Origin of the sequence: Rhodopseudomonas sp. BR0G17 (assembly GCF_010907025.1) — a bacterium.
Classification (GTDB): domain Bacteria; phylum Pseudomonadota; class Alphaproteobacteria; order Rhizobiales; family Xanthobacteraceae; genus Rhodopseudomonas; species Rhodopseudomonas palustris_H.
Genome location: NZ_QUML01000015.1, coordinates 35,676 through 47,773 on the forward strand (window position 1 = coordinate 35,676; position 12,098 = coordinate 47,773).

Sequence of the window (12,098 nt, forward strand, 5' to 3'; positions counted from 1 at the left end):
CCCCTAGCCTGCTGCCGACGCATAGACGTCGGTGAAGGCGTCTTCGGGCGGCGGGAACGGCGAGCTTTCTGCGAAGGCGAACGCCTCCTCAATCTCGGCATCGATTTCGGCCTGCATATCGGCCACATCGGCGTCGGTCACGATGGCTTCGGTGATCAGCGTGCGCTGCAGCGCCAGCACCGGATCGCGCAGCTTCCAAGCCTCGTATTCAGCCACCGAGCGATAGCCGAGGTCGTTGTCGTACATCGGGCCGCAATGTTCGCGCCAGCGATAGGTCTCGAACTCGTAGAACCGTGGCCCCTCGCCGGCCCGGATCGCCGCCACGCCTTCGCTGAGCGCCGCATACACCGCGCGCGCATCATTGCCATCGCCGTGATGCGTCTCAAGGCCAAAGCCGGCGACCAGCTCATACAACTTGCGGCCGGGCGGCTGCCGCACCGACAGCGGCGAATACACCGAGTAGCCATTGTTCTCGCACAGGAACAGCACGGGAAGTTTCTTCACCACCGCGAAGTTCACCGACTCGAAGAACACGCCGGTCTCCGGCACCGCGTCGCCAAGGAACACACAGGAGATCTGCCCGGTGTTGTTCAGCTTCATCGGATAGGACAGCCCGACGCCGACCGGCACCGTGCCGCCGACGATTGCGGTCGAGCCCATGAAGCCGACGCTCTCGTCGACCAGATGCATCGAGCCGCCCTTGCCGCGGGCGCAGCCGGTGGCCTTGCCGTAGATCTCGGCGATCATCGCCTTCAGGTTGCCGCCCTTAGCGAGATAATGCGCGTGGGCGCGATGGCCGCTCACCGCGAGATCGGTCGGCCTCAGCGCCGCGCCCGCCGCCGCGGCAACCGCTTCCTGCCCCACCGACAGATGCGTCGGGCAGCGAATCTTCTGCTCGCCGTAGCGCGCCGCGATGGTCTCCTCCACGCTGCGGATCCGCAGCATGTCGAACAGCAGGCGGCGCGAGGTCTCAGGGTTCATGGGATGAACCAGTAGTAATCGCCGGTGTAACCGATCTCGGCGAAGAACGTCTTCCACTCGTCGACATGCATGATGGTCTGCGCGGTCAGGTTCCACGCCATCATCCGGCGTTTCTCTTCGTCGTCGCGATAGGCATCGACGGTGATGAACGCGCCCTTCCGCGCCACCCGCTCGATCTCGCGCAGCGCGGTGGCGCAGTCATCACGAACGAGGTTGTGCACGGTGTTGATCGAGATCACCACGTCGAACGACTTGTCGGCGAACGGCAGCTTCGTCGCGCTGGCGACGCTGACATGCGGCTTCATATCGTCGATCGCGTGCTCGATCGCGTAATCCGAGACGTCGACGCCCTTCACGGTGATGCCGGGGATCAGCTCGGCCATATCGTGCAGCATGAAGCCCTTGGCGCAGCCAACATCGAGCACTGAAGACGACGCCGACAGGCCGAAATGCTGCTGGAAGGTCGGGATCACCGGCTGCCAGAACCGCGGCATGTAGTTGAAGCCGCCGTAGCCGTGGCGGCGGTCGCCATCGAAGAACTCCTTGCCGAAGCGTCGCGCAATCGCGCGATCCTCTTCCGATTTGGTCTGGCCGCGCTCGTCGACATTGCGCGTGGTGCGCGGATAGTTGACGAGCAGATCGATTTCCTGACCCATTGCGGCCCTCAAGGCTTGTGCGCGTAGTCGAACGGCTGGCTCTTCAGTTCCTCGAACCAGCGATCGATCCAGGCGATCGTCTGTTCGATGCCCTGCTCCAGCGTGATCTGGTCGGTCCAGCCGAGCTCGCTACGCAGCTTGCTGCTGTCGAGCTTGTAGGCGGCGTCCTTGCCGAGCCGCTCGCCGACGATCTCGACCTGTTCCTGGAACCGCGCCCCCATCATCGAGCAGATCATTTCGACCAGCGCGCGGATGGTGACGATGCGGTCCGTGGAGATGTGATAGCTGTCGCCGAGCTTGCCGTTGCAGGCGATCCGGCGGGTCGCATCGGCCACATCGGCGGCATGGATGAACGAGCGCTCCGAGGTGCCGCCGCCGTGCAACTGCAGCTTACGACCGAGCTTGATGAACAGGATGGTGCGCGGCACGATCCGGTACAGGCGCTGCCCCGGCCCATAGACATTGGCCGCGCGGGTGAACAGCACCGGAAAGCCGTAGGCGCGGAAGTACGAACGCAGGCTCATGTCGCCGGCCGCACGCGACACCGCATAGGGCGTCGACGGATCGAACACCGCGTCCTCGGTCAGCGTGCCGGTGGCGTTACCGTACACTTCCGGCGTCGTGACGTGGACGTAGCGCTCGAGAAAGTCGCAAGTCCGCAGGCGCTCGTGCAGCCGCACCGTCGACACCACATTGGTCATGAACCAATGGTCCGGGTTGGCCCAGCTCTCGCCGACCATGCTTTGGGCTGCGAAATTGATGATGCAGGGAAACCGCTCGGCGGTCACCAGCTGCATGATCGCATCGAGATCGTGGTTGAGGTCGAGCTTGCGAAAGCGGAAGCGATCGGCCTTCTTCCAACGATACGGCAGAAACGCAGGATGCGGCTCGTCGGAGCGGCTGATGCCGACGACGTCGGCGCCCTGGTCGAGCAAATAGCTGACCATCGAGGCGCCGGTGAACGAGTTCGAACCGATCACCAGATATTTGTCGAAGCCCGCGCGGGCCATCGCACACGGCGCGGACGCGGGAACGATTCCGGTCACGCTTGCAGGCTCCGCTGCATCCAGCGCAGGTTGTAGTGACGATCCTCGTTCTTCAATTCGCCACGCTGGAACTTGACGATGATCTCGCGGATCGCATCATTCACCGTCTTCTTCGGCTTGAAGCCGGTCGCCAGCAGCTTGTCGGAGTTGATCCGGTAGGACCGCGGATCGTTCGAGGCAGTGACGGTGATCTTGGTCGGCACCTGGGCGTCGACCATCTTGGCGATGTCCAGGATCGAGATGTTCTCGAAGCCGGCATTGTAGATGCCGCGCAGCTCGGGCCGATCGAGCAGCATCAGATACAGATCGGTGATGTCGTCGATGTGGATATTGGGGCGAACCTGATTGCCGCCGAACACGGTGATCTCGCCGTTGGTCAGCGCCTGCATGGTCAGCATGTTGACCGAGACGTCGAGCCGCATCCGCGGCGACGGCCCGCACACCGTTGCCGGGCGCACGATCTGCACCGCCATGTCGCCGGCGTAGCTCAGCATCACCCGCTCGGCCACCATCTTAGTTTTGTTGTATTCGGAGATCGGCTCCAGCGTCAGATCCTCGGTGACCTGCTCCTCGTCCTTGATGCCGTAGACGCTGCCCGAAGACGCATAGACGAAGCGCTGGATGCCGGCGCGCGCGGCACGGTCGGCGAGCTGCATGGTGGCGAGCGCGCTGATCTCCCAGGTCAGCTTCGGATCGAGATCGCCGCACGGATCGTTGGCGACCGAAGCCAGATGCACGATCGCGTCGATCCCAGTGAGGTCGATCGAGCTGGTATCGCGAACGTCCCCGCGCACTACGGTGAGCGCGGGATGCGGCGGCAGATCGTTGCCGAACCACATGATGTCGAACGCCACCACCTCATCGCCGCGTGCCAGCAGTTTGGGCACCAGTGTGGTTCCGACGTAGCCGCAGGCGCCGGTCACCAGGATCTTCATCGTGTCATTCCTACTGATAAGCCAGTCCCACGGCGCGCCAGAGCACGGCGCCGACGAATCACTGCAAGTCTGAAAGCAAGAGATACACGCATTTTTGCACGCCCTGATAGGGCCGCGCGGATCGTCGCTCGCCTGGTCCGGTCAGCCGGCCGCCGGCAGCGGCACGCGCTGGCCGCAGGCGAAATCGAGGATGGCATGGCAGATCGTCAGATGGCCGAGCTCGACAAAACCATATTGATCGGAGGCCAGATAGAAATTGATGTCGCCCTCGCGGCGCAGCGGATTGTCGGCCGAAAACCCGCTCAAGGTGATCACCCGACAGCCGCGCGCACGGGCCGCAGCGACGGCGTTGAGAATATTCGGCGAGCGACCGGACGAGGAGATCGCAATCAACAGGTCACCCTCTTGCGCGAACAGCTCGATCTGCTTTGCGAAGACCTGCTCGTAGCCGTAGTCGTTGCCGAGACAGGTCAGCATCGCACCGTCATTGAGACAGAGCGCGCGCATGCCGCCGTTCTTGGAATAGTCGGTGGCCATATGGCTGGCGATCGCGGCGCTGCCTCCGTTGCCGATGAACATCAGCTTGCGGCCATCGGCATGGACTTCGCGGGCCCAGGCAATCACCAGCGAGGCGGCGACTTCCTGCGCGAACGGCCGGCCTTCACAATCGGAGGCTTGCGCAGCGGCAAGGGTAGCCCGGAGGTGGTCGTAATAGCCGAGCATCTGCCGTTTCGACAGCAGCGGCGTCGCGGCGACATCCTCAGGGACGTCGTCGGGAATGGGGGCGGTGCTGTTACGCGACTGCGTCATCGGCGTCCTCGGCATTCCGAGCCATCACGGTTGCGCGTGATTCGTTAGCAATGTGTAAATCATGACCGGCCGCGGCGTCCGACGCCAATCGCCTCGGAATACTACCTGGCCATTGCGTGAGGTCATGACGGTGGCAGCCCCGGAATCGCGTCCTTGGCGGTGAGGAACGCGCTGCCCTGCTTGTAGGAGGTCGGCAGGTCGGCCAGCGTCTCCGCCCGGCGCCAGCCGGTCTTCTGGGTGAACAGTTTCACGCCCGCGCCGCGCGCATAGTCGAAGATCGCCGCGGCGTTGGCGTCGCTGCCGATCTCGAGCATGACGTCGATCGTCGCCCAGCGCTCGCGCGGCAGCGAGGTGATGATCACCGCCTCGTGGCCTTCGGCGTCGATCTTGGCGAAGTCGACCTTTGCGGCGATGTCATCGAAAGCGGCGAGCCGCACCTTGAAACGGTCGATCTCGCCATAGGGATCGAGCTTGGCGCCGGCGATATGGCTGCCGGTGGTGTTGCCGCGCAGCCGGAGGAATTCCGCTTCCCCCGCCTGCGCCGACACCGCCGCCTCATTGACATGAACGGTGGTGACGTCGTTGGCGCGCATATTGGCCTGAAACAGTGCGATGTGCTCGGGGTCCGGCTCGTAGGTTTCAACCGTAAAGCCGCAGCGCGCCATCACCAGGCTGTGCAGGCCGATATTGCCGCCGATGTCGGCGACGCGCCGATAGCGGCCACGGTTTTGCCAGTAGAACGAAAACAGGATCAGCTCGTCGAGGCCGAACAGGTCGAGCGAGTCCACCGCTCCCATTCGATGATACGGAAAGCTGATCGGCCCGAAAGGCCCGAACGACACGTCAGTGCCGCCGCGGGCGAACAGCGCCACCACCGCGCTGCGCGCGGCCGAGGCCAGCGCCGTATAGGCGGCCCCGCCCGGCGCGTGATGCCGCGCCAGCTCGGGCAGAGCGGTGATGATATCAGCGAGGATCCGGTCGGGCCCCGGCGCATGTGGCGCCGGCGCAGCACTGGAATCGGCCCTCGGAGCGGTATCGGTCATGCAACGGCGCCGTTGAAAAAGATGAGCCCGAATCACCTGCACCTTACTGCATCCCTGTCCGCAACACGAACTTCGGGACGGCCGCAGCCGGGGCAGAAAGAAAGGCGGCGGGGTCTCCCCCGCCGCCTTCAGTCGTTCGATCAGCTACGCGGCGATTAGCGGAGGAGCTGCAGCACGCCTTGCTGCGACTGGTTGGCCAGCGACAGCGCGGACACCGCGATCGATTGGCGGGTCGTCAGCGCCTGGCTGTTCGCCGCTTCCTCGTTGGTGTCGGCCAGCGTCAGGTTCGACGAACCGGTCTGCAGCACGTTGATCAGGCTCTTCGAGAAGTCCTGACGGGCCTGCACGATCGACAGGTTCGAACCGAACGCGGAGGCCTGCGACCGCAGGGCGGTCGAGGCGGTGCTCAGCTTGCTCAGCACCGCGTTGGTGGCGTTGTTGTCGATGAAGTCGACGCCAGAGCTCAGGTTCGACAGGCCGAGGCCGGTCGGGTTGAAGGTGACGCCCTGGATCGAGATCGTCGACTTGCCGGTCTCGTTGAACACCAGCTTCAGGGTGTCGCCGTTCAGCAGGTTGACACCGTTGAAGGAAGCGTCCTGGGCCGTGGTCTTGATCTGGTCGAGCACGTCGTTGAACTGCTTGACCAGGCCCGCGCGGGTGGTCTGGGCATTGACGTCGACCACCGGCGCGTTCGGCACCGAGAAGGTCAGGGTCGAAGCCAGAGTGCCGCCGATCACGCCGCCGTCCGAACCACCCAGAGTGTGGGAGGCGTAGTCGTTCGACGCTGCGATCGTCAGCTTGCCGGAGGCGTTGTCGATCGACGCCGTCAGGTTGTTGGACGCCAGCGCAGCGTTCAGCTGAGCGAGCGACTTGACGGTCCCGTTGGTGCCATCGCCGAAGGTGACGTTGGTGGCCGCACCGCCGTTGAAGGAGGTGAAGGTCAGCGTCTTGCCATTCAGGCTGCCGGCCGAAGCGCCACGAGCGGCGGTGAACGAGCTGGAGCTGCCGCTCGGGCCAGTGAGGCCGAGGGCGGCCAGCGCGTTGCCGGTGCCGGTGATGCTGAGGTCGGAGGCAAGGCCGGTCGACAGCTTCAGCGAGCCACTCGTGATCGACGAGTTGGCAGTGCCGTTGGCGGTCGAGATCGTCGCACCGGAGACACCCAGCGCAGCGGTGCGGACACCGGTGGCGAGGTCGACAGCCTTCAGGACGTCATCAATCGTGCCCTTCTGCAGGTACACGGTCGAATTGCCCTGGCCGTCGGTCTCGACGTTGCCGGAGATGCCCTGGTGGGTCGACGACGCAGTCGGAACAGCGGCGTTCTTGAAGGTGATGGTCTTGCCGTTCACGTTCAGCGTGGAGCCGTCCGCGATCAGCGTGCCCATCGTGGTGCCGCTGGTGGTGCGCTGCTTGGTGAGGGTCAGCGGACCCGTACCGGTGGCGCTGCTCAGACCGAGGTTCTTGAACAGATCGGTCCAACCCGTGACGTTGAGGTCGGCGCCAGTCGAGCTGCGGATGGTGGTGATACCACCGGTGACGTCCGAAGCAGTCTGGCCGGAGTTGGTGCTGATCGTCGCGACACCCGAGGAGATCGTCGCCGACTTGACGCCGTTCGCCAGATCGATCGCGGTGAGCAGGTCACCAACGGTCGCGTTGCTGAACTTGGTCTGGTCGCCGAGGTAGATCGTCGAGTTGCCGTTGCCGTCGGTGCCGATACGGCCGAGAACGCCGGTGCCCGTCGGGATGTTGTTGCCCTGCGGAGCGTCGGAGGTCTTGAACGTGATGGTCTTGCCGTTGACCGTCAGCTGGGTGCCGTCAGCGATTGCCGCGGTGGTAAGACCACCATGGGTGTTGAACAGCTGCGTCGTGGCCGAGATGTTGGCCGAGGCGGTCGCAGCCGCGGTGTCGACGGTCTGCGCGGTCAGGCCGAGCTTGGCCAGCACGGCGCCGCCGGCGTTGTCGGCGATCGTCAGCGGGCTGTTGGTGCCCGAGTGCAGTTCCAGCTTGCCGGCGGTGATGGTCGACGAGTGGCCGGTGTTGCCGTTGATATCGTCGATCGTGTTGGCCAGCTTGGTCAGGGTCTGGTCGAGACCGATCGTGTAGTTGCCGTTGCTGTCCTTGCTGGCGGCACCGGCCGTGGTGAAGGTGATGGTCTTGCCGTTCACCGTGATCGAGTCGCCCGCAGCCGGACCGGTCGCCGTGGTGGTCGAACCGTTGGTGAGGTCGCTGATCAGGTTGGAGCCGGCCGCGGTGGCGGCAGCGGTACCGACGCTGAGAACGCTGCCGAGAGCAGTGTTGTCGGCGGCGCCGAGGACGGTGACGGCGGTGCCGGCTGCGATGCTGACGATCGCGCCACCGAGGGTATCAGTGCCGGACGCAGCGGTCGCACCGCCCGCGGTGCCGTCGAAGATCACGTTGCCGGTGGCAACCGCGTTCGAGTAGCTCTGGGTGCCGCGCAGGTCGTCCGCGGTGGCGCCGGAGATGGTCGCCGACACGTTCGACTTGGTGGCATAGCCGGAGGTCGTCTGCAGGGCCTGGTTGGCGATCGACTTGGCGCTGTCCACCAGCTTGTTCAGCGAGGTGATGCCGGTATTGGCGGCCTGCAGGATCTGCACGCCGTTGCCGATGCCATCGAGGAGGTTGTTGATGTCGCTGGCGCGGCTGTCGAGCGAAGCGGCGGTGAAGAAGTTGGTCGGATTATCGAGCGCCGTATTCACCTTCTTGCCGGACGAGAGGCGGCTTTGGGTGGTGGCGAGCAAGTCAGCCGTGGCCTGGAGCGAAGAAAGATTCTGGCGAACGGCGTTGGATAGAACGATACCGGACATTGTGATGCTACCTTCCTGGTGTGCAAACGCGATCTTCTTGATCGGTCGCGGAACCTTGCCGGCCAGACTCTAAAAATGCGTAAAGGCAGAGAACCGGGTTTAACGGAAGGAAACGCCCGTAAAATCACTGGTTTGTGCAAGATGAGACGCGCGCGGGGGCGCGACCCGGAGCCTCGCAAGACTACGTGGTTTGCCGGGATCAGTGAGCGTTTAGGAGGACTTGTGCTGCAGCTGCGGCAGCTAAGCGGCGCCAAATCGGCTGCCGCGGGGCCGCCGGAGCGGCGGCCCGCCGTTCAGAGATAATTAACTAGAGAAACTTGACGAGGCTGAGCTGATAGAGTTGCGACGTGGTTTGATACGACGCCTGCAGCGAGGTTTGCAGCGCCAGGATCTTGGTCGCGACCTCGTCGTTATTGATGCCTTCGATCGAGCTCAGCATGGTCTGCGCCAGTGCCTTGCTTTGCGTCTGCCGGTTAGCCGTGGCCTTGATCGAAGCCTGGGCGCCGGCCAACTCCGCCTGCATATTCTGGATCGACTGCTGGCCGGGGACCACCGCCAAATTAGCGGCCACACGCTGGTTGAGCGCAGCGATCTTGCCGGAACTATAGGGATCGGTGGCCGAGGTGGTCACTGCGGCGAACACCGCCACGGTTTGGAGTTGCTTGCGCAGCGCCTGCTCATCGGCTCGGGCTCCGTATTGCACCGTGATGGCGTCATCGATCTTGGCCACCGCGGTGCCGCGAGCTGGGTCAGTCGCCGAGTCCGGCTCACCGTTATACCAGAAAATGGTATTAGCTTTAGTGCCGGCGACCTGCGCAGTCGCGGCTCCGAACGGCGCGGTACCGGCGACCCGCAGCGGCGGGGTGTTATTGAAGAAATCATCGCCAGCCTTGATCGCCGAGGCGGCAGCCAGCGGCCCATTGGCCATCTTCTTCACCGCGGCCGTGAGTGCAGTCTGCAGGTTGGCCGCAGTGACCGAGGGAGACGGCGCCACCGGGGGCACTGCGGTCGGCGTGCCCTGATCGATCGCAAAACAGCCGTCTGGCAGCGGCGTCTTTGACGACGCGGTCAGCGTAATCGTTTCCTGCGTCCCGTCGGGCATGTCGAAGGTGAACTTCACCGTGTCGCCCTCGTTCGGAATGACGCCGTTGAGGTCGATCGACATCGCCTTGGGATTGGGTGCCGCCGGCGGAGTGGTCGGCGGCGTCTCGGTCGGCTGCGTCACCACCGCGCCGCTGATCGTGGTCGCAACCGCGTTCAGCTTCATGCCGAACGGCGACGGCCCGATCGGGGTCGGAGTCGCATACGGATTGGCGGCGAAGTCCTCGCCGATCTGGACGGTTGTGACGGTCGCACCGGTCGACACGATCGTCCGGCCCATGCCGTTGGTACCGACATCGGCATCGTGGCGTTCGCTGATCACCTGCTTCAGCCCGGCGATCGCCGCGCCGTCGCCGTTCATGATCTTGTCGGCCGCGGTCACCGGCGCGGTGTCGGTGATCCGGCCGCCGAACAGATAGCGGTCGCCGACCTGCGCGTTCAGCATGTCGACCGAGTCGAAGAAGTCGAGCGACGCGGTCTTCTGGCCGGGGGTCTGGCCGGTGTTGTCCAGCGTCGAGCCGGCGCTCACCGCCGCGCCCTTCACCTCGCTGTTGATTGTCGCCATCCGCTGCAGCGACAGGTTCGCCACGCTGATGCGGGTGGTGATGTTGGTCATCGTGTCGCTGTAGCTGGCGATGTTCGACATCTGCGCCCGCAGGCCGATCGCAAGGCTGCGACCGGTGCCGTCGCCGGCATAGGTGTTCGAGATCCTTCCGCTCGAGAGCTGCTGGCTCAGATTTTCGAGCTGGCTGCGGAGATTGAGGATCCCGGTGCCGATGTAGGAAGTACGCCCGCTTACGCCGTCGATCGCCATGGCTCGCCTCAAATCGCCTGCATCAGGGACTGATACATCTGGTTGATGGTCGACATCACCCGCGCATTCGCCGCGTAGGCATTCTGCAGCGACAACAGATGCGCCATCTCCTCGTCCATGTTGACGCCGGAGGACGTCGAGAACTTCTGCTGCAGCGTGTTCAGCACCACGTTCTGGCCCTCAGACAGCTGCTGCGCCGCCGCCGCGTTGGAGCCCTGCTGGCTGACGAACTGCTGCAAATAGCTCAGTAGCGTACCCTTGTAAGGCGCCGCATCCGAGCCGATGCCGGTCTTTGCCGAGTACAGATACTTGCTGGTGTTGAGCTGCTTGACCAGGAAGTCCGGCCGCGTGGTGTCGCCGGCGGCCGTCAGCGGCGAGGTCGAATACACCACCAGCCGGGAGTTATCCTTGATCAGGTCGGCATTGACCGAGATCCGCTGCGCGTAGCCGGTCATCTGGCTGCCGTAGCCGTTGATTGCGCCGGTGTAGGCCGCACCGTTGTCATTGAACAGCGGCACCGACGCGGTGCCGCCGGTCAGCGACGTCTCGGTGGTGGTGACGGAGGCCGCGGTGATCGTCGAGAAGCCTGCGTTGTTGAGCACCGTGATGTTCGGCGCGGTGCCGCTGAACTGCAGGTTGCGGCTATTGAGTGCCGCATTGAGCTGCGACACCACCGAGCCGGACAGGCCAGAGAAATCGATCCCGACCGCGTAGTCGTTCGGATCGGCCGTGGCGTTCTGCGGCAGCGGCAGCACCGACGGATCATCGACCCGCACAACCGTCACCGTATTCTGCGCACCGGTCAGCGTATCGGTGTACGAGATGTTGACCGTGTTACCGGTCTTCATCGACGACAGATCCAGACTGAAACCCGCCTGGGTGCCGGAGGTGACCGCCGTGCCAGCCGTGGTCTTGTCCGACAGCGCGCTCGACAGTGAGGCGGCGAACTGATCGAGCTGGGTCTGCGCCTGCACCAATGTCTTGTCACGCAGCTCGACATAGGCGGCTAGCTTGCCGGATTTCAGCGAGCTGGTCAGATCGGACGAGGAGCCGTTGGCGTAGCCGACCCGGATCGAGCCGAGATCGCTGATCGCCGTGTTTGGATTCCACACCGTAGTCGGCGAAACCGTGCCCTGCGCATTGAAGCTCAGCGTCGCCGCCTCCATGCCGACGAGCTGCACGCCGGATCCGGTGAACACCGTCACCTGATTGGCGCCGTTAGTGACCACGCGGATGTCCATCAGTTGCGACAGTTGATTGATCGCCTGATCGCGCTGATCGAGCATCGCCGAGGTCGCCGCATCGGTCGATGTGCCGCCGAGCGGATTGGCCTGGATGTGGGTGTTGATGTTGGCGATCTGCTGCATCAAGTTGTTCGCGGTGGTTACCGCGTCGGCGATGCCGGTCTCGCAACCGGCGCGCAGCGTTTGGATGCCGTTCGACGTCGAATTCAGATTGCTGGAAATCGCCTGCGCGGCGTTCAGCACGGCAATCCGCGCAGAGGTGCTGTCCGGGCTGGTCGCCAGCGCCTGCAGCGCGGTGGTGAGGCCGTTGTAGGAATCTTCGAGCGTACCGGTGGAGTTCGGATCGCCGAACAGCCCCTGCAGCTGCTTCAGGAAGTCCGATCGCAGCGACGCGTAGGCGCCTCCTGAGGTCTCGGTTCGAAGCTGCGCCAGGATGTAGTCGTCGAGCTGACGGTCGACGCCGACGACCTTGACGCTGGTTCCGGTCTCCCCCGCATTCACCGCCGACTGGTTGACCGTCTTGCGGACATAGCCGGGCGTCTCGGCATTGGCGACGTTGGATGACACCAGCGACATCGTCGCCTGGTTCACCCGAAGGCCGGCCATTGCGATAGCGAGTGCGTCTCCGAGACTCATGACTACCTAC

The 12,098-nt window shown here is 64.2% G+C and carries 9 protein-coding genes; all 9 read right to left on the bottom strand.

From position 1 onward, the window contains the following. Nucleotides 1-3 precede the first annotated feature (3 nt). Complete coding sequence (locus DY467_RS13655; RefSeq protein WP_164636673.1) at nucleotides 4-981, bottom strand: thiamine pyrophosphate-dependent dehydrogenase E1 component subunit alpha; 978 nt, start codon at nucleotides 979-981, stop codon at nucleotides 4-6. Next, nucleotides 978-1,637 carry a class I SAM-dependent methyltransferase gene (locus DY467_RS13660; protein ID WP_164636674.1) on the bottom strand — a complete coding sequence of 220 codons (660 nt, stop codon included), beginning with the start codon at nucleotides 1,635-1,637 and terminating at the stop codon, nucleotides 978-980. Before DY467_RS13660 ends, DY467_RS13655 begins: the two co-directional genes overlap by 4 nt. An 8-nt stretch (nucleotides 1,638-1,645) precedes the next feature. Beyond that, the gene (locus tag DY467_RS13665) at nucleotides 1,646-2,683 is read right to left on the bottom strand and encodes a GDP-mannose 4,6-dehydratase (RefSeq protein ID WP_164636676.1); all 1,038 of its coding nucleotides are present in this window, start codon (nucleotides 2,681-2,683) and stop codon (nucleotides 1,646-1,648) included. Next, nucleotides 2,680-3,618: an NAD-dependent epimerase/dehydratase family protein gene (locus DY467_RS13670; RefSeq protein WP_164636678.1), complete on the bottom strand. Its 939-nt coding sequence runs from the start codon at nucleotides 3,616-3,618 to the stop codon at nucleotides 2,680-2,682. Before DY467_RS13670 ends, DY467_RS13665 begins: the two co-directional genes overlap by 4 nt. Before the next feature lie 141 nt (nucleotides 3,619-3,759). Continuing rightward, entirely contained in the window at nucleotides 3,760-4,428 is a 669-nt protein-coding gene (locus tag DY467_RS13675) for an SIS domain-containing protein (protein WP_011159463.1), read from the bottom strand. Nucleotides 4,429-4,550: 122 nt separating this feature from the next. After that, nucleotides 4,551-5,471, bottom strand: coding sequence for an FkbM family methyltransferase (locus DY467_RS13680; RefSeq protein WP_164636680.1), 921 nt, complete (start codon nucleotides 5,469-5,471; stop codon nucleotides 4,551-4,553). 155 nt (nucleotides 5,472-5,626) lie between these two features. Then, nucleotides 5,627-8,293: a DUF1522 domain-containing protein gene (locus DY467_RS13685; protein WP_107346697.1), complete on the bottom strand. Its 2,667-nt coding sequence runs from the start codon at nucleotides 8,291-8,293 to the stop codon at nucleotides 5,627-5,629. A 307-nt stretch (nucleotides 8,294-8,600) separates the two neighbouring features. Continuing rightward, a complete protein-coding gene (locus DY467_RS13690; RefSeq protein ID WP_107345629.1) occupies nucleotides 8,601-10,208 on the bottom strand; it encodes a flagellar biosynthesis protein FlgL in 1,608 nt (535 codons plus the stop codon). A gap of 8 nt (nucleotides 10,209-10,216) precedes the next feature. Beyond that, nucleotides 10,217-12,088 carry a flagellar hook-associated protein FlgK gene (flgK, locus tag DY467_RS13695; protein ID WP_164636683.1) on the bottom strand — a complete coding sequence of 624 codons (1,872 nt, stop codon included), beginning with the start codon at nucleotides 12,086-12,088 and terminating at the stop codon, nucleotides 10,217-10,219. Nucleotides 12,089-12,098: the final 10 nt, after the last annotated feature.

What these genes read in the sequence shown, in the direction of transcription:
- DY467_RS13675 (WP_011159463.1), bottom strand. Translation starts at nt 4,428, where the DNA reads ATGACGCAGTCGCGTAACAGCACCGCCCCCATTCCCGACGACGTCCCT.
- DY467_RS13680 (WP_164636680.1), bottom strand. Translation starts at nt 5,471, where the DNA reads ATGACCGATACCGCTCCGAGGGCCGATTCCAGTGCTGCGCCGGCGCCA.
- DY467_RS13670 (WP_164636678.1), bottom strand. Translation starts at nt 3,618, where the DNA reads ATGAAGATCCTGGTGACCGGCGCCTGCGGCTACGTCGGAACCACACTG.
- DY467_RS13660 (WP_164636674.1), bottom strand. Translation starts at nt 1,637, where the DNA reads ATGGGTCAGGAAATCGATCTGCTCGTCAACTATCCGCGCACCACGCGC.
- DY467_RS13655 (WP_164636673.1), bottom strand. Translation starts at nt 981, where the DNA reads ATGAACCCTGAGACCTCGCGCCGCCTGCTGTTCGACATGCTGCGGATC.
- flgK (WP_164636683.1), bottom strand. Translation starts at nt 12,088, where the DNA reads ATGAGTCTCGGAGACGCACTCGCTATCGCAATGGCCGGCCTTCGGGTG.
- DY467_RS13685 (WP_107346697.1), bottom strand. Translation starts at nt 8,293, where the DNA reads ATGTCCGGTATCGTTCTATCCAACGCCGTTCGCCAGAATCTTTCTTCG.
- DY467_RS13690 (WP_107345629.1), bottom strand. Translation starts at nt 10,208, where the DNA reads ATGGCGATCGACGGCGTAAGCGGGCGTACTTCCTACATCGGCACCGGG.